Annotated in this window: 15 protein-coding genes; 3 read left to right on the top strand and 12 right to left on the bottom strand. The window is 33.5% G+C overall.

Going from position 1 to position 19,832, the window contains the following annotated elements; translation table 11 throughout:
• The first annotated feature begins 161 nt into the window (after nt 1–161).
• Nucleotides 162–656: a metallophosphoesterase family protein gene (locus B3C18_RS10615; protein WP_291146457.1), complete on the top strand. Its 495-nt coding sequence runs from the start codon at nt 162–164 to the stop codon at nt 654–656.
• 4 nt (nt 657–660) lie between these two features.
• On the opposite strand, the gene B3C18_RS10610 is transcribed toward B3C18_RS10615, so the two are convergent.
• From B3C18_RS10610 to B3C18_RS10600, 3 genes are all read right to left on the bottom strand, one after another.
• Nucleotides 661–1,578 (bottom strand): sensor histidine kinase, encoded by a 918-nt coding sequence (locus B3C18_RS10610; RefSeq protein WP_291146455.1) that lies wholly within the window; start codon nt 1,576–1,578, stop codon nt 661–663.
• A 31-nt stretch (nt 1,579–1,609) separates the two neighbouring features.
• Nucleotides 1,610–2,272, bottom strand: coding sequence for a response regulator (locus tag B3C18_RS10605; protein ID WP_291146448.1), 663 nt, complete (start codon nt 2,270–2,272; stop codon nt 1,610–1,612).
• A 160-nt stretch (nt 2,273–2,432) separates the two neighbouring features.
• A complete protein-coding gene (locus B3C18_RS10600) occupies nt 2,433–2,849 on the bottom strand; it encodes a DUF4293 domain-containing protein (protein ID WP_291146446.1) in 417 nt (138 codons plus the stop codon).
• A gap of 184 nt (nt 2,850–3,033) precedes the next feature.
• On the opposite strand from B3C18_RS10600, the gene rho reads away from it, so the two are divergent.
• The gene (gene rho / locus B3C18_RS10595; RefSeq protein ID WP_291146444.1) at nt 3,034–4,836 is read left to right on the top strand and encodes a transcription termination factor Rho; all 1,803 of its coding nucleotides are present in this window, start codon (nt 3,034–3,036) and stop codon (nt 4,834–4,836) included.
• A gap of 180 nt (nt 4,837–5,016) precedes the next feature.
• On the opposite strand, the gene B3C18_RS10590 is transcribed toward rho, so the two are convergent.
• The 7 genes from B3C18_RS10590 to B3C18_RS10560 all read right to left on the bottom strand — a co-directional run bounded on the left by B3C18_RS10590 (nt 5,017) and on the right by B3C18_RS10560 (nt 13,056).
• Nucleotides 5,017–6,039 (bottom strand): M28 family peptidase, encoded by a 1,023-nt coding sequence (locus tag B3C18_RS10590; RefSeq protein WP_291146442.1) that lies wholly within the window; start codon nt 6,037–6,039, stop codon nt 5,017–5,019.
• Between the two features lie 9 nt (nt 6,040–6,048).
• The gene (locus B3C18_RS10585; protein WP_291146441.1) at nt 6,049–7,017 is read right to left on the bottom strand and encodes a DUF3667 domain-containing protein; all 969 of its coding nucleotides are present in this window, start codon (nt 7,015–7,017) and stop codon (nt 6,049–6,051) included.
• Nucleotides 7,018–7,170: 153 nt separating this feature from the next.
• The gene (locus B3C18_RS10580; protein ID WP_291146439.1) at nt 7,171–7,944 is read right to left on the bottom strand and encodes a dienelactone hydrolase family protein; all 774 of its coding nucleotides are present in this window, start codon (nt 7,942–7,944) and stop codon (nt 7,171–7,173) included.
• 98 nt (nt 7,945–8,042) lie between these two features.
• Nucleotides 8,043–10,241: a penicillin acylase family protein gene (locus B3C18_RS10575; RefSeq protein WP_291146437.1), complete on the bottom strand. Its 2,199-nt coding sequence runs from the start codon at nt 10,239–10,241 to the stop codon at nt 8,043–8,045.
• Between the two features lie 2 nt (nt 10,242–10,243).
• On the bottom strand, nt 10,244–11,095 hold the full coding sequence (locus B3C18_RS10570; protein WP_291146435.1) for a cyanophycinase: 852 nt from the start codon (nt 11,093–11,095) through the stop codon (nt 10,244–10,246).
• Nucleotides 11,096–11,108: 13 nt separating this feature from the next.
• Nucleotides 11,109–12,584, bottom strand: coding sequence for a M20/M25/M40 family metallo-hydrolase (locus B3C18_RS10565; RefSeq protein ID WP_291146433.1), 1,476 nt, complete (start codon nt 12,582–12,584; stop codon nt 11,109–11,111).
• 19 nt (nt 12,585–12,603) lie between these two features.
• Nucleotides 12,604–13,056 carry an Lrp/AsnC family transcriptional regulator gene (locus tag B3C18_RS10560; RefSeq protein ID WP_291146431.1) on the bottom strand — a complete coding sequence of 151 codons (453 nt, stop codon included), beginning with the start codon at nt 13,054–13,056 and terminating at the stop codon, nt 12,604–12,606.
• A gap of 739 nt (nt 13,057–13,795) precedes the next feature.
• Between B3C18_RS10560 and rocD the strand changes: the two genes are divergently transcribed.
• The gene (gene rocD, locus B3C18_RS10555) at nt 13,796–15,049 is read left to right on the top strand and encodes an ornithine--oxo-acid transaminase (RefSeq protein WP_256635532.1); all 1,254 of its coding nucleotides are present in this window, start codon (nt 13,796–13,798) and stop codon (nt 15,047–15,049) included.
• Between the two features lie 282 nt (nt 15,050–15,331).
• Here the strand turns inward: rocD and B3C18_RS10550 are convergent, their stop codons facing one another.
• Together B3C18_RS10550 and B3C18_RS10545 are read right to left on the bottom strand one after the other, a co-directional pair.
• Complete coding sequence (locus B3C18_RS10550; protein WP_291146428.1) at nt 15,332–16,726, bottom strand: RagB/SusD family nutrient uptake outer membrane protein; 1,395 nt, start codon at nt 16,724–16,726, stop codon at nt 15,332–15,334.
• 10 nt (nt 16,727–16,736) lie between these two features.
• Entirely contained in the window at nt 16,737–19,715 is a 2,979-nt protein-coding gene (locus tag B3C18_RS10545) for a SusC/RagA family TonB-linked outer membrane protein (RefSeq protein WP_291146426.1), read from the bottom strand.
• Between the last annotated feature and the right edge of the window lie 117 nt (nt 19,716–19,832).

Here is a 19,832-nt window from a genome sequence, read left to right as displayed (position 1 = left end):
AACCAAACGTAAATAAAAATCCGATCTGTTTTGTTTTTGCAGATCGGATTTTTTGTATTTATAAAGAAATGAAAACATAACGAAAGACGCACTGCTGTGCGCCTCTACAGAAAAAACCTTTGTATCTTTGTTTCTTTGAACCTTTGTCCCTTAAAAAAAGAATGAAAAAAATCCTCCTGCTTTCCGATACTCACTCTCATATTGATGATGTTATTTTAAAATATGTTGCACAAGCAGATGAAGTTTGGCATGCTGGAGATATTGGTGATTTGCATGTTACAGATACCATAAAAAAGCTAAAACCACTTCGCTGTGTTTACGGAAATATTGACGATGCGCAGGCAAGATTAGAATTTCCGCTTCATAACAGATTTTTATGCGAAAATGTTTCGGTTTGGATTACGCACATTGGAGGTTATCCGGGAAAATACAATCCGAGTATTAGAGAAGAAATGGCTTCGAATCCGCCAAAATTATTTATCTGCGGGCATTCGCATATTTTAAAAGTGATGTTCGATAAAAAGAACAATTTACTGCACATGAATCCCGGTGCGGCAGGAAAAAGCGGATTTCATCAAATGCGAACTATGCTTCGTTTTGTTATTGATGATGATAAAATAAAGGATTTGGAAATTATAGAGATTGGAAAAAAATAAGACTTTATGAAATTGGAACTTTTATTTTAATAGAGGTTCCTGTGTTTTCATCTGCTCTCGAAATAATAGAAAAACTTCCTTTTAATTTTTTTATTCTCACCCGAATTCGGTTTAAACCAAAACCTTCAATTTCATTTAATTTTTCGGCACTAAAACCTATTCCATTATCATGAATAATAATGATTAACTGATTGTTGTTTTCATGTATTGAAATTTGGGCTTTTTGCGCTTCGCTGTGTTTTATAATATTGTTGAATAATTCAGAAACAATGAAATACAGTTTGGTTTCAAATTTTTCAGAATATCGTGTATCTGTTGCAACAGAACTTGTGAACTCAAAGTGAATACTGGAATTGGAGTTTCTTTCGCATAAATCTTCTAAAGCATAAATTAATCCAAAACGAACTAAAAGAGTTGGCACAAGATCATGTGAAATATCGCGCAGCAAATCGTGGGTTTCTGATAAAATAGCTTTTGCCTTTTGAATTTCTTCAGATTGTATATTGTTTTTAGCGGTAAAAACATTCAGATGTAATCCTGCAGAAGAGAGAAGCGAATTGATATTATCATGTAAAAATGCTGCAATCTTTTTTTGTTCCGTTTCCTGACTGTCAATCCCTGCATTTATTACATTTAAAAGGATTTTTTGCTTGGTGTCTTTTCGCTTAATTTTTTGCTTTAGTTTATTGTTTTGATAAACGAGATAGAAAAGAAAAAATAAAATAACGATTAGAACAATAAATAGGCTTACGACTTTTTTGTTTCGTAACTGTTCTCTTTTTGATTGTTCTAAAACCTCTTTTTTCGCTGGTTTTACAATAGAAATAGTAGATTCTTTTAGTGTTTTATTTTGCTGACCCAAAGCCTTGTCTCCGATAGAGATAAGTATAATAAGCGATATTAAAATTCTAATAAAAAACATATTTCGGTATATTATTCTCTTGATTTTTAATTTATGGGTTTATTAAGTTGTTTTTTAAAGCATATTTTACAAGCCCAATTGTGTTTTTTATGTTGAGTTTTTTCATAATATTCTTGCGATGGGTTTCAACTGTATTTATACTAATAAAAAGTTGTTCGCTTATTTCTTTTCCACTGTATTCTAAGCAGATTAGTGTTATGATTTCCATTTCCCTCGGACTTAAAATGGGATTTTCGGTATAAACATTATTGCTTAATTTGGGGTTGTTTTGAGAAAACATGCTAAAGATTTTTTCCCTCACCGCATCAGAATAATATTCCTGATCCTGATATACGGCATCGATAGCTTCAATGATATTTTCGCCTGCGCATTTTTTGGTTAAATTGCCTTTGGCGCCCAGTTTCATTACTTCTTTAATGATTTTTAGATCATCATAACTCGATAAAATTATGACTTTACACGGAAATCCTTTTTGACTGAACTCTTTCAAAACTTCGATTCCGTCTTTTTGCGGCATGCTGATATCCAAAACTAAAATATCAGCCTGATCCTGAATTACATCATCATATATAGCGATACCGTTCAATGAACTGCCCACAATTTCAAAATTTGGAACCGTCTGCAGTAAATTGGTGAGTCCATCAATAAGTACCTGATGATCATCAGCAAGGTGTATTTTTATTTTATCTGCCATAAATAATTTTGAACAAAAAGCAAATTTATGAATAAATTATCTTACAAAATTGATTTTTGAAAATGATTTCAGATTTCTCACTTTACAGTAAAAATTAAGCACAAAAAAACCCGAATGTAAATTCGGGTTCTCTTCGCACAAAAAAATTAAGTTTATAGGTTTATCTCAAACGATCTACAGATTTTACAAGATCTTCGTCCTTCTTGATGGCCTTATTAGCAAGAACTAATAACACGATAGCAACAATAGGAAGAAACATCCCAATACCTTTCTCTGATACAATTGTTGTTGTATCTCCAGATAAATTTAGAGAGCGGTAAACAAATAATCCTAATAAAATTAAATTTAATATTATGTTCAGTCGGTTCATCACAAACTGATTTTGTCTCTTTTTGTATGATATAATACTAACAATCGTAAGCATTGTGTTTAAGCCTAGTAAAATTGTGTAAAACTGGTCTTGCATAAAATAGAAAGCTTTTCCAGTATTTAATGTCCAAAGCGGCATAAAAAACATTAAAACCCCTGTAACAACAAAGGTAAGAATTAGATATACGGTTTGAATTCTTTGTATCATGATCTAAAATTGTTTTACAAAAATATATTTTCTTTTTTTAAAATACTATTGTATGATTAAATATTATTCGTATTATTGCATCATAATACCGTAAGCACTTCATACTGCGGGCAATTGAAAAAAAATATCTACCTATTCTTTTTACAGTATTTCCTTTAAAATAATTAAACTCATAGAACAATTCATGTTTGATATTTCTGCATTAAAAGAAATGAAGCTTTCTGAGCTTCAAGAAATAGCTAAATTAGCTAAAACTATAAAGATTAATGGCGTTAAAAAAGACAATCTGATTACTCAGATATTAGCGCACCAGGAGGCGGCATCGGCACCGCCAGCAGAAACTATTGCAGAAAAGGAAGCAAACAATGACAAGCCAAAAAGAGCACGAATTGCTCCGGTAAAGAAAACAGTCAGTAAAAATGCTCCGGTTCTAGAATTTGATACTATAGAGGAAGCTCCAAAGGAAATTGAAACTCCTGCGGCTGTAGAAGAAAAGCAGACAGCTCAAGCTGAAGAAGCTGTCGAAACTAAAACTCCAGAGAAAAAAGGACCTAAAATTGTAAAATTCAATAAGTCAGCTTATGAAAAAAAAGTCGCTCTGCAAAAGGAAAAAGAAGCTGAAAAAGAAGTAGTTTCTACTGAAGAAGCTCCAGAAAATGATACAACAGCGCCAGTTGCTGAAAAAACTGAAAATACTGCCCCGGTTAAAAAGATTAATCCTAATCAGAATAAAAACCAAAATGCTAACCAGAATCCGAATCAAAACCAAAACCCAAACCAAAATGGGAACGGAAACGGAAATAATGGGAATCATCAAAACCAAAGCAATAAAAATAAAAAGAACAATAATTTCAGAGATTCAGATTTTGAATTCGACGGAATTATCGAAAGTGAAGGTGTTCTTGAAATGATGCCTGATGGTTACGGATTTTTGCGTTCTTCTGATTATAATTATTTAGCTTCACCGGATGATATTTATTTATCAACTTCACAAATCAGATTATTTGGTTTAAAAACCGGAGATACCGTAAAAGGTGTGGTTCGTCCTCCAAAAGAAGGCGAGAAATTTTTCCCACTTGTTCGTGTATTAAAAATCAACGGACATGATCCTCAGGTTGTTCGTGACAGAGTTTCTTTTGAACACCTGACTCCAGTTTTTCCTTCTGAAAAATTCAAATTAGCCGAAAAAGGCAGTTCTATATCAACCCGTATTATCGATTTGTTTTCTCCTATTGGAAAAGGACAGCGTGGAATGATCGTTGCACAGCCAAAAACGGGTAAAACAATGCTTTTAAAAGACATTGCCAATGCAATTGCGGCTAACCATCCAGAAGTTTATTTGATCGTTCTTTTGATCGATGAGCGTCCTGAAGAGGTTACCGATATGCAGAGAAGTGTTCGTGGAGAAGTTATTGCGTCAACTTTTGACAGAGAACCGCAGGAACACGTGAAAATTGCCAATATCGTGCTTGAAAAAGCAAAACGTTTGGTTGAATGCGGACACGATGTTGTTATTCTTTTAGATTCGATTACACGTTTAGCAAGAGCTTACAATACAGTGCAGCCAGCATCTGGAAAAGTGTTAAGTGGTGGTGTTGATGCTAATGCATTACAAAAACCAAAACGTTTCTTTGGAGCGGCTAGAAATGTTGAAAACGGAGGTTCGTTAAGTATCATTGCAACTGCATTGACAGAAACAGGTTCTAAAATGGATGAGGTGATTTTTGAAGAATTTAAAGGAACAGGTAACATGGAACTTCAGTTAGATCGTAAAATTGCGAACAAACGTATTTTCCCTGCAATCGATCTTACTTCTTCAAGTACACGTCGCGATGACTTATTACTTGACGAGAAAACATTACAAAGAATGTGGATCATGCGTAAATATCTATCTGATATGAACCCAGTAGAATCTATGGATTTTGTAAACGACCGTTTCAAGAAAACAAAAAATAATGAAGAGTTTTTGATTTCTATGAATGACTAAGGAAAAAGTTGCTAAGGTTCTGAGATGCTAAGATTCTAAGTTTTTCTTTGACTTTAGTTCACAATATAAAAAAGGGATGAGTTTATTAAACTCATCCCTTTTTGTTTTTATCTTAGAAACTCAGCAACTTAGAATCTTTAAAAAAATCTTAGAATCTTAGCATCTCAGAACCTTAGCAACTTATTTAATCGGTTTATCAACCACCGGTCTATTCTCTCTATTCGCTAATTCCCAAGCCAGTACGAAAGCCAGTTTTGTTCTTTTGGTTAAAGCATCGTATTCGATTTTTTGAGGTTCGTCGCCTTTTCCGTGGTAATCTTCGTGAACTCCGTTGAAGAAGAAAATTGCCGGAATACCGTGTTTAGCGAAGTTATAGTGGTCAGAACGCTCGTAAAAATGATTTGGATCTGCTGGATCATTAAATTTAAAATCTAAGTCCATTTTGATGTATTTTTCATTTTGAGCCACAACCGCATTGTGTAAGTCAGATGATAATCTGTCAGCACCAATTACATACACATAATTGTTTGTGTTAGCATGTTCAACATCGCGGCGTCCGATCATATCAATGTTGATATCTGAAATCGTGTTTGCAATAGGAAACAAAGGATTTTCAGAATAAAAACGAGATCCGTGTAAACCGTGCTCTTCACCAGTTACGTGTAAAAACAAGATAGAACGTTTTGGTCCGTGGCCTTGTTTTTTAGCTTTCGCGAAAGCTTTAGCCATTTCGATAACAGCAACAGTTCCAGAACCATCGTCATCAGCTCCGTTATAAACTTCACCATCTTTAATACCTACGTGATCGTAGTGAGCTGAAATTACCAAAACTTCATCTGGTTTTTCAGAACCTTCGATGTAAGCCCAAATATTTTCAGAATCAGGTAAATTTTGATTACGTTTTGCATTTAAATACGATGCAGGAATATGCTGGTAATAATCAGATGCGCCTTTTGGAAATGATACACCGCTTTTTTTGTATTGCTCAATCATGTAAAGACCCGCTTTTTTCTGTCCTGGTGATCCGGTTTCACGACCTTGCATTTCATCAGAAGCAACTGTATAAAGCATTTTTTTAAGGTCTTTCTCAGAGATAAGTTTCACGTATTTCGTTGGATCTGAATTATCCTTCGAAGCAACAGACTGCGCATTTTTACATGAAAACGCCGAAGCAATTAATAATAGAATTACAATTTTTTTCATTATAGTATATTAGTGTAAATTGATAAATGTGTATAAAACATAAAATGTTAGTAAAAATAGAATAAAAAAGAAATTAATAAAGAATAATATTACGCTTTTAACAAACGATACGATTCTGCTTTCTCCATAAAAACGATGGTGCGCCGGATAAAAATAGTAACACATCCATATTGAACCAACAGTGTTAGTTATATCCGAAATGAAACTAATTGGACTGTCTTCGCCAAATAATCCGATGACCCTCTGTATGATAAACATAATGAGGAAAATAAGCAGTAAAAAAGAGAAATAATGCAGGGTAAAAATTCCGTGATCAAAATAATACCATTTCTTTTTGTTATGGAAAATCCAGAGAAAGAAAGCAAAAAACGGCATTATTATAAATAGGATTTTAGGAATATTGTGAAAAAACGATTCGATAAATTTTTCTACAATTTCTCTTTTAGTATTATTTTCAGTAACATGAACTGTCTTTTCGTAAACCCAATATTGTAATTCTGAGAGTTTTTCATCTTCTTTACCATACTTTTGAATCGAATCGATTTGTTTCATCGATTTTAATTCAAAATGTGTTTTGTAGGCACTTTTTGTTCCCTTTTTATCCTGATTAATGAGTTTTGTAGAAATTTCTTTTTCACCCGTACTAATTTGTTCTCCTACTTTACTTGGAAATATGGCAATTAAAAGAAAAGTAATAAAACTGATAAAAATATAAAGACGAACCGGTGCCAGATAAGACAATCTTTTTCCTGAAAGATATTCTTTTGTCAGCGTTGCGGGCTTGAAAAGAAGGTTGCGTATTGTTTTCCAAAAAGCATTTTCATAATGCGTTAAATCTTCAAAGAAGTGAATAAACAAATGGTGGAATGTTTTTCTGGAATCTGAATTTTCCTGTCCGCAGTTTGGACAAAATTTTTGCTCAACAACATGCCTGCAGTTTAAACAGGTTTTGTCTTCTCTAATTTTGTTATGTGACATTGGTTATTTTTGGTTGATTTTATTTTGGTTATTGGTTTGCCCACGGATTATACGGGTTAAACGAGTTTGCACTGGTTTTTTTTTCACAAATTATAATTTAAAAAATCAGTGCAAACTCGTTTAATCAGTGTCATCCGTGGTCCATAAAATGTATTATTTTTTAAGAACTTCGTTTAAAAAAAGCTGTAAATGCTCAAAAGATCTTTTTGCTGCAACGGCATTATAAGCAGCACCTTTTGAATTATCATTTCCGGCTTCTGGATTTGTAAAAGAGTGTACCGAATTTGCATAATAAATCATTTCCCAGTCGGCTTTCGCATCACGCATTTCTTGTTGAAATGATGCAATTTCTTCTTTTGGAACAAACGGATCATCAGCTCCGTGACAAATTAAAACTTTAACTGAAGTTGGTTCTGTTTTTCTTGCAGCATCTTTACCTAAACCGCCGTGAAAAGAGGCAATTCCTTTTACATTAAGATGTCCACGAACTGCTTCAAGAACTCCAGTTCCTCCAAAACAATAACCAATAGCAACAATATTATCAGCATTTGCTCCAGACTTTACTAATTCCTGCAAAGCTGCATTGATTCGTTTTTGATAAGCTTCAGGATTATTTTTGTAAAATCCCGCTTGTTTTCCTGCTTCAGAAGTGTTTGTTGGATAATTTCCTTCGCCATAAATATCTGCGATAAAAACATTGTAGCCTAGTTTTGATAACTCTGCAGCAATTCCTTTTGATGCATTATCAATTCCTAACCAAGCTGGTAAAAGCAAGATTCCGGGATTGTTAGCGCTCTTTTTAGCAGATTTTATAAACAGACCATTTAATGCCTGACTTCCTTCAGCATATTTTACGGGTTTTAATTGTGCATTCATAGTAGTTGAAAACAATATTGCAGCAAAAATAAGGGTAGCTAATTTTTTCATTTTTTTACAATTTTTAACAAATATCAGAAATATTATGTTACAAAAAAACCTCGGAAGCTATTTCACGAGGTTTATTTAACATATTTCTTCGAACAAAATTACTTTCCGGGATGATAAGTTCGTTCAGCATTTTTAAGAACGTCTTCTTTATAAAATAAAACATCTTTAAATTGTCCGTTTTTATACATTTCTGCCTGATCTGTAAAATGTTTAGAATTAGCGTCGCCGCTGTTCCCGCCAGCCAATAATGATTTTGCTTTTATTTTTGATCCAAATTCAACAGCGCACACAAAACTGTTTCCATTGTAACCGTATCGTTTTTTAGAATTATTTTGATAATTGGCTTTAAAAGAAGGTAAACTTCCCCAAGAACCGGGGCCAAAACCAATTGGTAAACTCGGTTTATTATCATCGTATTTTAAATCAATTTCGCCGCTTGAACGCTGAAAACGATTGACTTCGCCCCAAGCAGTTTTCCAAGTTCCCCATTTTGAGTTCAATTCTTTTATAACCGCTTGCAGCTGCGTAATCATTTGCGATGCAACGGCATTTTTTGCAAAGTTTTTAGTGTTTTCAACCTGATCTAATTCTCCTTCATCGATATAAGCTTTCTGAATAATCGGGTCTAATTTATAAGCCCATTCAACAGCTAAAGTTGTGGCGACGGAATTTTCTTTAGCATAATAATCCCAGTTTTTTAGAATTGAAATAGGTTCTGCTAATTCTGAATATTCAACAGATTCCGGTTTTATATTTTTCTCGAATACATCAATTAGACTCGGAATTAATATTTCAAAAATGGATAATTTAGTGTCATAACCATTGGCAATAACTTTGTCTAAAGTATATTTTTCGTTATTACTGAAAATTCTAACAGCATTTACACCTCTAAAATTTTCTCCATCCGGCGCCATATATGGAATATAATTTTCTTTTTTCGGACTATTATTTCCTGCAACAGAAAACGGAGTTGAATTACAATTTTGAAGCCAGCCATTTGTTGGGTTATACAAATGAACAGTTTCATTTACATCATGCAACCCTTTCCATTGTGTTGAAGAAATCGAACCATCAACGACTTTTGCCCAATTTAAATTTTTATCCCGAATTGGAATAAAATTGCCATGCCAATACGCAATATTTCCTTTGCTGTCGGCATAAACCGTATTGTTAGAAGTATTGGCTTTTAAATCCATTGCTTTTTTATAATCCTCAAAATTGGCCGATTTTGTTCGAATCCAGCTCTGAATCAAACTTGTCATGGAACGATTATTCGATTTTAAACTAATCCATTTTCCGTCGCGCTTGGCCATAATTGGGCCGTTATTTGTAGCGTAGGTTTTGAATTTCTTCGGAATTAGTTTTCCTTTTTCAAGATATTTTATCGTGATTTCTTTTTCAATAACAGGCAAAAGTTTAGAATCGAATTCGTAGAATAGTTTACCGTTTTTATTTGTGATTTTTTCGGCGTACATATCGGCAACATCAACATTTGAAGAAGTATGCATCCAGCCGCAATTTTCATTAAAACCCTGATAAATAAAAAACTGACCCCAGGTTACAGCACCATAAACATTTAAACCTTCTTCGCTTGAAATCTGCACTTCGGGCCTGAAATAAAATGTTGTATGCGGATTAATATATAAAATCGAATTTCCGCTTTCTGTTTTTGATGGAGCAAAGGCAAAACCGTTTGAGCCTGTTTGAACATATTTTTCTCTTTCAACATACGCTACTTTATCATTATTTCCAGAGTAAAAAGCTTTTAATTCTCCGGTAGAAAGATCTGCGGTACTTATTGCACCAATACTTCCGTCAGTCCAAAGCAGCGGAAACCACGGTTCGAAATGCGTTAAAAGTACTGGTTTTACTTCCGGATGTTTATAGAGATAAAAGTTGATCGCATCGGCATAACTGTTTAAAAGTTTTTTAAGCCAGTCCGGTGCTTTTTTATAATCTGCTTTTGCTTCGTCAACATCAATTAAAAGTTTAATTTCTAAATCATTATATAAAACAGATTCGCCTTTAATTTCAGAAAGACGCCCCAGTTTTTCGATATAATTCATTTCGATTCTTTTAAAATCATCTTCGCATTGCGCATACAATAATCCAAAAACAGCGTCAGCATCGGTTTTTCCATAAACGTGCGGAATTCCCCAATTATCGCGGATTATAGTAACTTTTTCAGCCAGTTTTTCTAATCGGTTGCTTTCTTTTGTACTGATTTTTTGTGCCGAAAGCTGAAAACTAAAGCAGATTAAAAAAGTTGTTTTTAAGATTTTAGAATACTGAAACATGTTTATTTGATATTAAATTTTTGCCCGGCAGTATAAATGCTCATTTCTAATTTTTCAATTGAAATGAGATTGTCTTTTTTAGCTTTTACAATGCCTTTTGGATTCTTGAAAACAATCACTTCACTTTCTCCGGCAACTTCAACTTTATTATTTCTCACAATAATTGCGGTTGCTTCGTCAATTCCAATTCCGGTTAAATTAGGAAATTCAATTAATGCAGAAAGTAAACGGTTGTAACGGTTTCTCTTTAAAAAATGCTGATCGATAACGACCGTTTTCAATAAACCCAAACCTTCATCAGTTTCAAGATTATCGTATTTAATAACAGAAAAAGTTCCTGTATACTCTTTTTGTAATTTTTGGTTTCCGGTTATCATTTTTTCAGACATTACGGCTGCTCCGGCGCTTGTTCCAGAAATTGTGCTTCCGTTTTCGTAGGCTTTTAAAATTGCTGTTTTTATTGGAGTATTATGAACGACTTTCATAAAACGGGTTTGATCGCCGCCGCTTATAAAAATCAGTTTAGCATTTTGAACAGAATCAGTCAGGGTTTTATTTTGTGACGTTTCTTTAGTGAAATTCAACATCACAATTGGGTTTGATGTCAGCTTTACCATTTGTGTTTTAAAAAATATAAACGAACTGTCCGGTTCTTCGCTTGACATGGGCAAAACCACGATATAATCTTTTTTGCCCAGTTCTGCTACACTTAAAACCTGTTTCATTAAATCATCAGAACGATCGCCGCCACCAATAATAAATAATTTTCCTTTTGGATTTTGTGCCTGAACAAAACAGCTCGTTAATAGCAAAGAAAGAATTGTAAACGATTTGATAAGTAGCTTATTTTTCATGGTTTATCCTGGTTTAGTTTGGCTGGTTTTCTATAAATTTTAAAAGAGAATTGTTGACAATAAATAATACATCCTGTATTTTATCTAAATCTACTTTTGAATCAATATCGCGCGGTGTATGATAATCTTCGTGAAAACCGCTAAAGAAAGTCATTATCGGAATTCCTTTTGCAGTAAACGATGCATAATCACTTCCAGAATGTCCGTTGGTTTCCCATAAATCCAATGTAAATGGATTTTGAAGTTTAGCGTTACTTTCGCTGGCAATTTTCTTTAAATAATCTGTTTCTTTTTCGGTTCCGATGCTGAGAATTCTACGTGCTTTATCTTCTGGAGCACTTCTCGAAATCATATCCATATTAATGCACAGAAGGATTTTTTGATCTTTTAAATTTAAATTCTGAACAAAATATTCACTTCCTAAAAGTCCCATTTCTTCGGCAGTCCAAGCCGCGAAAAGGATGTTATATTTTGGTTGTATTTTAGATTCTGACCAGTTTTTTGCCAAAGCGAGCATTCCAGAAGTTCCAGATGCATTATCGTCTGCGCCATAATAAATAGAGTCATTTTTAATTCCCAAATGATCATAATGCGCGCCAACGATAATCGTTTTTGTTGTGTCTTTTCCTGGAATAACTCCTAAAATATTTCCAACATAAGATGGTTCATGTTTTAATTCTATTGAAAAATTGATTTTTATTTTTTCTAATGAAGTAGAAGTAAGGTCATTTTTTAATGGAATACGGATTTTTGAAAAAAGATTTTCTGCTGTTGCTTTACGAATTCTAAAAACCGGAATCGATTCTGATTTTGAGTTTTCTAAAGAATGGAAAACCTCATTTTCTTTGTTTTCAGGTTTAAAATTTTCTTTTTCAATGATAATTAAAGCAGTCGCACCTTTACTAACCGCGGTTTTTAGTTTGGTTTCTTCCAAATCATTTTCTTCGGGAAATATCTTTTTGAATTTTTTATAAGTTGTAGAAGTGCTGTCCTGATCGCTTGGAAATCCACTTAAAACTATAACAACTTTATTTTTTACATCTACGTTTCTGTAATCGTCGTAGTTTTCTTTTAACAAATCTAAACCGTAAGATGCAAAAACTACTTCAATTTGTTTTTTTTGAATGGAATTTACAATCGGAGTAACTTCAAAATCTTTTCCTGAAGAAAGGGAAATAGTTTTATGATTTCTTTTTTTAAACTGTAAAGTCGTTTTTTTTACAAAATGTTCTTCGATTTCAAATACTTGAAAATAGTCTTGAGCCTTGTTATAAGGTTTTAGTTTGTAAGACTTCATTTTAGTTGCGATATAGTCGCCTGCTAAAATGCCTCCTCTTTGATTTGCTTTTCGACCTTGCATCGAATCTGAGGCTAAAATATTTAATGTTTGAGAAAAATCACTTTTTACAGGATTTGAAACCGTCGTTTGCGAAACAAGTATTGATTTACAAAAGAATAATGTAAAAAAGATTAGTATTCGTAAACGCATATTTCACCAGATAAGTTAATTATAAAATGATATTTCTTTTAAAAGCGCAGCCTAATTCAATAATAGAATCTGTTTTTGCGATTCCAGGAATATTGTCGATTTTTTCGTAAAGGATTCTTCGCATATGTTCGTGGTTTTTTGCTACAATTTTGATGTAAAGTGTAAAAGATCCCGTTACATAATAACATTCTGTAATTTCGGGAATATTTTTTAATTCTTCGATAATTCTATCCGAATCAGAATCTTTGTTTAAAGTAATTCCGGTAAAAGACGCCCAGTCAAATCCAATTTTTTTCTCCTGAATAATGGGTTTTATACCGCCAATTATTCCTTGTTCCATTAATCGGTTAATGCGTTGATGCACCATTGTATTTGATATTTTCAAATTGGCCGCAATGGCAGAAAAAGCCATTCTTCCGTCTTTTTCTAATTCTTTAATTATGTTGATATCAAATTCGTCTAAATTATCCATTTTGTAATGTAAATTTTATTTTTTCAAATATTGTTTTTGAAAATAAATATGTGTTATCATATGTCCCTATGGGACATTTTAACGTGATTAAATTATTTTTTTTCTACCGATCTGTAACTCCTCGGAGTTAAGTTGCTAAATGTTTTATTTTTTAAATATTTTGTTTGAAATAAATTCGTTTTTTATTGTATAGTCCCTATGGGACATTTTAACGTTGTCTTATTCTTTGATTTCTACCGATATCTAACTCCTAACGGAGTTGTGCTGCTAAACGTTTATTTTCAAAATATTTTGTTTGAAATAAATCTGTTTTATATAGTCCCTACGGGACATTTTAACGTGATCAAATTGTTTTTTCTACCGATATTTAACTCCTAACGGAGTTGCGTTGCTATTGATTTTATTTCTAATAATCATATCATGGATTATTGATGATATTACCGTTTCATGATATTTATCCATTATTTCAAAAATATCTCGTAGAGATAAAATATCGGTAGCATTAAATATAGCGCCCCAACAAATTGTCCCGTAGGGACTACACTATATAACCATAAAAGTAGCCATTTTTTTTAATAAAAGATTATAAAGTCAAAATTTCTAAAAATTAAATTTGATTCTAAATTGTTTTAAAAGCATATATTTTGACTTTATAATCGTTAATACAAAGTCAAAATGCACTTTTTAAGCTTGTAGATTTGAAAAATTTATTACTTTTGCTTTTTTAAAATTAAATATCATGACACATACAGAAAACACCCTTTCGTCAAAATCAGAAATTTTGATTGAAAAAGAGAATAAATACGGTGCTCATAATTATCATCCGCTTCCTGTGGTTTTAGAAAGAGGAGAAGGAGTTTATGTATGGGATGTTGACGGGAAAAAATACTACGATTTTTTATCGGCTTATTCTGCAGTAAACCAAGGACACTGCCATCCTAAAATTGTAAAAGCAATGGTTGATCAGGCGCAGACTTTAACGCTGACTTCTCGTGCTTTTTACAATGATAAATTAGGAAATTACGAAGAATACATCACGAAGTATTTTGGTTTTGATAAAGTACTGCCAATGAATACTGGTGCAGAAGCAGTTGAAACTGCTTTGAAAGTGTGCAGAAAATGGGCGTATGAAGTAAAAGGTATTCCTGAAAATCAGGCGCAGGTTATTGTTTGCGAGAATAATTTTCACGGAAGAACTACTACAATCATTTCATTTTCGAATGATGAAACGGCTCGTAAAAACTTTGGACCGTTTACAGATGGATTTATAAAAATTGAATACGATAATCTTGAAGCTCTTGAAAAAGCTTTGGAATCATCAAAAAATATAGCGGGATTTTTAGTGGAACCAATTCAGGGTGAAGCTGGAGTTTATGTTCCGTCAGAAGGATATTTGGCGAAAGCAAAAGCATTGTGTGAGAAACATAATGTTTTATTTATTGCTGATGAAGTTCAAACCGGAATTGCACGTACGGGAAAATTATTAGCAGTTCACCATGAAAATGTGCAGCCGGATATTTTAATTTTAGGAAAAGCAATTTCTGGCGGTGTTTATCCGGTTTCGGCAGTTTTGTGTAACAACGAAATCATGAATGTCATTAAACCAGGTCAACACGGATCTACTTTTGGTGGAAATCCTGTTGCGGCAGCAGTTGCCATTGCAGCTCTTGAAGTGGTAAAAGATGAAAAACTGGCTGAAAACGCAGAACGTTTAGGCGTTATTTTAAGAAAAGGTTTAAACGAAATTGCTGAGAGAAATAACTTAATTACACTTGTTCGCGGTAAAGGTCTTTTGAATGCGATTGTGATTAACAGCGGTGAAGATTCTGATTTGGCTTGGGAAATCTGCCTGAAATTTAGAGACAACGGATTATTGGCAAAACCTACACACGGAAACAAAATTAGATTTGCTCCGCCATTAGTTATGACAGAAGATCAAATTAAAGAATGTCTTGAAATCATTGAGAAATCTTTGAATGAATTTAAATTATAAAAGGTTACAATTTATTAATTAAGGAAGCTGCATTTATAATGCAGCTTTTTTATGAGATTAAAATTATATAACAAATGACAATAATTATATAATTTATAAATCAAGTTACTGAGTAGTTTTGGGGTGTAGATTTTACACGTCTTTTTAATATAACAAAAATGCGGGTTAAAGCTTAGTGTGATTTGATAAAAAATACCTTTTTAAATATTACTTAGAATCTGTTATTAAAATGAAAAAGCCATTCTGTGGGGAGAATGGCTTTTTTTATTTTATATATGATTATTAAATTCTATAACCCGGATTTTGAGTGATTTTTTTGTTAGCATCTGTTTCTTTTAACGGAATTGGGAATACTAATTTATCAGCATCATAAGTTAATAATAACGGATCTCCATCTGGAGTTTCAGTTAAAATGGAACGTTTAGTTCTTTTAATGTCGTGAATTAAAAATCCTTCCATTCCAAGTTCTAATTCTCTTTCTAATAAAATATCATCGATTGTAACCGTAGCTAAATCATCAGCATGAGCTCTTTCTCTGATAATATTGATATCATCAACAGGAGCGTTTCCAATTGCAGTTCCTTCTTCAAAATTTCCTTCTGCTCTAATTAAATACATTTCGGCCAGACGAATAATTCCAACATTGGCAAACTGATCAGTAAATTTAGAAGTTAAAATTCTACCGTTATCTTCGTTTTCGTAGATAAACTCTGCTCTGTCATCAGGATCACTAAATTTTTCCAAATAAGCATCACGAATAGAAAAATCTCCACCGCGTCCTCCGTTACCTTCAGAAGCATAAAAAGTTACTGCATCATTTACACCCGTTTGTTTGGTGATTTGAATTGAGAAAACATCTTCTGCCTGATCTGTGTCATGATTAAAAGCAGCTCCATAGTTTTGAGATAATGCATGTCCGCTGTTTTCAATAACGTCATTTGCCGCATCTCTGGCTAAAGCGTATCTGCCTTGCTGTAAATACACTCTTGCTAATAAAGCTTGTGCAGCATATTTATCGGCATAAAAACCATTGTCTTCAGGTAAGTTTGTGTAGGCAAGATTTAAGCCGTCAATTATAACCTGATAAACTTCTTCAACCGTACTTCTTTCTTTTGAAAGATCTACACTAAAATCGTAAATCGCATTGGGTCTAATTACAACTCCAAGTTGATTATTTGTCTGACCCGTTTCGTATGGTTTTGCGAAAAAACGAACCAAATCAAAATAAGCCAATGATCTTAAAAAGTTTGCTTCGCCAATCATTACAGCCTGTCTGTCCGGATCTTTTACTTTGTCGATATTTTCGATAACCGTATTTGATGCGTTTATAATCTCATACAATCTTGCATAAGTTCCTTCGATAATGACGTTATCAGACAACATGTTTTTATTATACATCTGTCTTAATTCGCCAAAAGTACCGCGCCATCTTAAATCTGTTGTACTTAAAACTCCTGTTACACCAAGTAAGTCTGCGTAAAGTAAAACTCTTCCGCCATAAGCGTTTCCGTTTGCTGCCAGCGCATAAGTTCCGGTAAGTACGTTTGTTACTCCGGTTTCTGTACTTAATGTTGTGTTAGCGTCTTCTCTCTGTTTAGGTTCTATGTCTAATTCATTTTCGCAGCTTGTAAAAAGCGCAGCGAAAAATATAAATAGGATTAGTTTATTTGCTTTCATCTTTTTCTTTTTAAAAATTAAAGTTTACACCAATTGCAGTTGTTCTCGCCGGAGGTGCTGAATAAAAATCTTCTCCAATTCCGCTGTCATCTCTTCTTGCTTCAGGATCATTTCCTTCGTAGTTTGTAAAGGTTAATAAGTTCACGGCAGTAAAATAAATTCTTAAACTGCTCATCCCTAAATCTTTCAAAACATCTTTAGGAAGTGTATATCCTAAAGTTAAATTTCTTAAACGAACAAAATCGGCTTTGTCAAGGTAACGAGAAGAATCTTGTGTACCGTTTGAACCTCCAAATCTGGCTTGAGGAACATCTGTAATATCACCAGGATTTTGCCATCTGTTTAACTGATCTGCTGTTTGGTTGTCAAAATAATCAGCCGCAGTTGATTGATAAATCCCTGCTGAATTATAAATACTCGCGCCCCATTCACCCTGAAACGTAAAGGTAAAATCAAAACCTTTGTAAAGAATAGTGTTTGTTAAACCAGACATTAAAGTAGGGAAAGGGTTTCCGGCAATAATACGTTCTGCTTCACTATAATTTCTTGTTGTAGTACGGTCAAGTGTACCGTCGGCTTTTTTAGTGTTTTTATAAAATAAAGCATCTCCATTGTCAGGATCAACACCTGCATATTCAACTAAATAGAAAGAGGAAATGTTTTCTCCAACTCTGTTTATATTGTATCCAACTATAATGTCTCTGTTATCGTTTGGAAGCGATTTTACCTTTGATTCATTTGTTGTCAAATTAAAACTCGTATTCCATTTAAAGTTTTCGGTATCAATATTTTTAGTGTTGATAGTAAGCTCAAAACCATTACTTCTTATTTTTCCAATATTTTTATTGATAGAAGCAGCTCCAGAACTTATTGGTAACGGAACTTCAAATAATAACCCGTCAGTATCTTTTTGGTAATAATCTGCTTCAATAGAAAATCGGTCTATAAAACCAATTTCAAAACCAAAATCTGTTTGAGCTGATTTTTCCCAAGTTAAATCATCATTTCCAGGCTGATCAAATGTAAGACCTGATTTTAAGTTATAAGGATTTGGTCTGTAAAGCTGACGAGAAGCAAAATTCCCGATTTCAGCATTTCCTAATTTACCCCAGCTTCCTTTTATTTTTAAGTTTGAAATAGCTTTACTGTCCTTCAAAAATTCTTCTTGTGAAATAACCCATCCGGCAGAGAATGCAGGGAAAACGCCAAATCGTTCATTTTTTCCAAAACGAGAAGAACCATCACGACGAATACTGGCTTTTAAAAGATATTTATTCTGGAAAGAATAATTCAATCTTCCAAATTGAGAAACGAAAGCATAATCCGTTTCGCTTCCGTGACCTTCATTTACTTCGGCACCACCGTCAACCGTTTGAAAATCATCGCTAGAGAAATAAATACTATTTACATCCTGATATCTTCTGTTGTATTTGTTGAATTCCATACCAGCTACAACGTTAAAAGTATGTTTTTCTGCAAATGTTTTATCAAATGTAAAATAGTTACTCGAAACATAATTTTCTGTATTTACAGAAGTTGCAAATACGGCTCCGTCTGTTGCCATAAAAGGAGCGTTTTTACCTTGCCAGTAATCTTCTGTCTGAGATAAAAGATCGTATGAGAAATCAGAATTAAACTTTAAAGAAGAAAGTATTCTAAATTCAGCAAAAAGTTTACCTGTAAGTCTTCGCATAATCGTTTTCCAAAACGTATTATCTTTTGCTAAAAGGTAGTTTGAATATTCAGTATTTGGGTTGGCGCTTCCATCTTCTAATCTTGCTGGCGAAATTGGTGCCTGAGCAACTGATTGAAGTGGAGAAGAAAATGAGTTATCATCCTGAACCCTGTGAATTAAAGATCTTGAAAAACCCAGGTTCATTCCCAATGTTAAACGATCTGTAACTTTATGCGATACGTTTGTTCTGGCCGTAAATCTTTCTAACGTATTACTGTCCACAATACCAGTTGTGTTGTTGTAAGCCCCAGAAAAGAAATACTTTGTTTTTTCATCTCCTCCAGAAGCAGAAAAATCAGCATCTGTAGTATAACCTGTTTTTAAAGCAATATCCTGCCAGTTTGTATCGACTGCACCATTTCTCCAGTCTGTTCCCTGAGATAGGTATTCTAACTCATCTTCAACAGATTCTAAGTCGTTAACGTTTCTTCCGGCTTCCTGCAATAATTCAACATATTGTTTTGCATTCAGCCATTTTCTTTTATGTGTAGCTTCACTAACTCCTTGCGAAAGATTTACGGTGAAAGTACCTTTTCCTTCACGCCCTTTTTTAGTTGTAATTAAAACAACTCCGTTTGCTCCACGAGCACCGTAAATTGCTGCAGAAGACGCATCTTTTAATACATCTATCGATTCAATTTCATTGGTACTTAAAGTCAATAATGGGTTTGTTGGTGCACCGTTGCTCGATTCATCATCATTAATTAACGGAATTCCGTCAAGAACATACAAAGGCTGTGTTCCCGCACTAATACTCGCCGCACCACGCACACGAATATTAATACCTCCGTCAACCTTACCGTTTGTCTGCGTAATTTGAACCCCGGCCAGTTTACCAACCAAAGCATTCTGTACGTTTGAAACCGGAATCTGCTGAATATCTTTTGCTGTTACACGAGCGATATTATCGGTTAAGTTTCTTTTAGATTGTGTTCCGTAACCTACAACCACCACAGTTTCAAGTTCATTTTGAACTTCATCCAGTTGTATTGTAACATTATTAGAAGCAGGAACTTCTACGGTTTTATAACTTACATAGCTTACAACCAATATTTCGCCTTTTTTAGCAGCGATTTTAAATAGACCGTCAAAATCAGTTTGAGCACTGATATTTTTTCCCTGTACTACAATATTTGCTCCGGGAATTGGCAGTCCTTTTTTATCAGTTACTTTTCCGGAAATAGATTCTTGTGCTGCAGCTATTTGTACAAATAGTAAAAACAACCACAAGCAGTGTTTTAATTTAATTTTCATATTCATTTCGTTTAAATTAGTCTCTCAAATATCCTAATTTAATGTTAATTTTTAATGATAATTTAACATTAAAAATAACAATTATAACCAGTTTTGTGATATTGATAACTTTTCTAT

It is taken from the genome of Flavobacterium sp. UBA7680, assembly GCF_002482975.1.
GTDB lineage: Bacteria > Bacteroidota > Bacteroidia > Flavobacteriales > Flavobacteriaceae > Flavobacterium.
The sequence above is the reverse complement of the archived record's forward strand: the minus strand, read 5'-3'. Positions and strand labels throughout refer to the sequence as shown.

Coding starts and splice junctions, on each gene's coding strand:
- B3C18_RS10580 (WP_291146439.1), bottom strand. CDS start 7,944: ATGAAAAAATTAGCTACCCTTATTTTTGCTGCAATATTGTTTTCAACT.
- B3C18_RS10610 (WP_291146455.1), bottom strand. CDS start 1,578: ATGTTTTTTATTAGAATTTTAATATCGCTTATTATACTTATCTCTATC.
- B3C18_RS10615 (WP_291146457.1), top strand. CDS start 162: ATGAAAAAAATCCTCCTGCTTTCCGATACTCACTCTCATATTGATGAT.
- B3C18_RS10605 (WP_291146448.1), bottom strand. CDS start 2,272: ATGGCAGATAAAATAAAAATACACCTTGCTGATGATCATCAGGTACTT.
- B3C18_RS10545 (WP_291146426.1), bottom strand. CDS start 19,715: ATGAAAATTAAATTAAAACACTGCTTGTGGTTGTTTTTACTATTTGTA.
- rho (WP_291146444.1), top strand. CDS start 3,034: ATGTTTGATATTTCTGCATTAAAAGAAATGAAGCTTTCTGAGCTTCAA.
- rocD (WP_256635532.1), top strand. CDS start 13,796: ATGACACATACAGAAAACACCCTTTCGTCAAAATCAGAAATTTTGATT.
- B3C18_RS10600 (WP_291146446.1), bottom strand. CDS start 2,849: ATGATACAAAGAATTCAAACCGTATATCTAATTCTTACCTTTGTTGTT.
- B3C18_RS10570 (WP_291146435.1), bottom strand. CDS start 11,095: ATGAAAAATAAGCTACTTATCAAATCGTTTACAATTCTTTCTTTGCTA.
- B3C18_RS10560 (WP_291146431.1), bottom strand. CDS start 13,056: ATGGATAATTTAGACGAATTTGATATCAACATAATTAAAGAATTAGAA.
- B3C18_RS10550 (WP_291146428.1), bottom strand. CDS start 16,726: ATGAAAGCAAATAAACTAATCCTATTTATATTTTTCGCTGCGCTTTTT.
- B3C18_RS10565 (WP_291146433.1), bottom strand. CDS start 12,584: ATGCGTTTACGAATACTAATCTTTTTTACATTATTCTTTTGTAAATCA.
- B3C18_RS10585 (WP_291146441.1), bottom strand. CDS start 7,017: ATGTCACATAACAAAATTAGAGAAGACAAAACCTGTTTAAACTGCAGG.
- B3C18_RS10590 (WP_291146442.1), bottom strand. CDS start 6,039: ATGAAAAAAATTGTAATTCTATTATTAATTGCTTCGGCGTTTTCATGT.
- B3C18_RS10575 (WP_291146437.1), bottom strand. CDS start 10,241: ATGTTTCAGTATTCTAAAATCTTAAAAACAACTTTTTTAATCTGCTTT.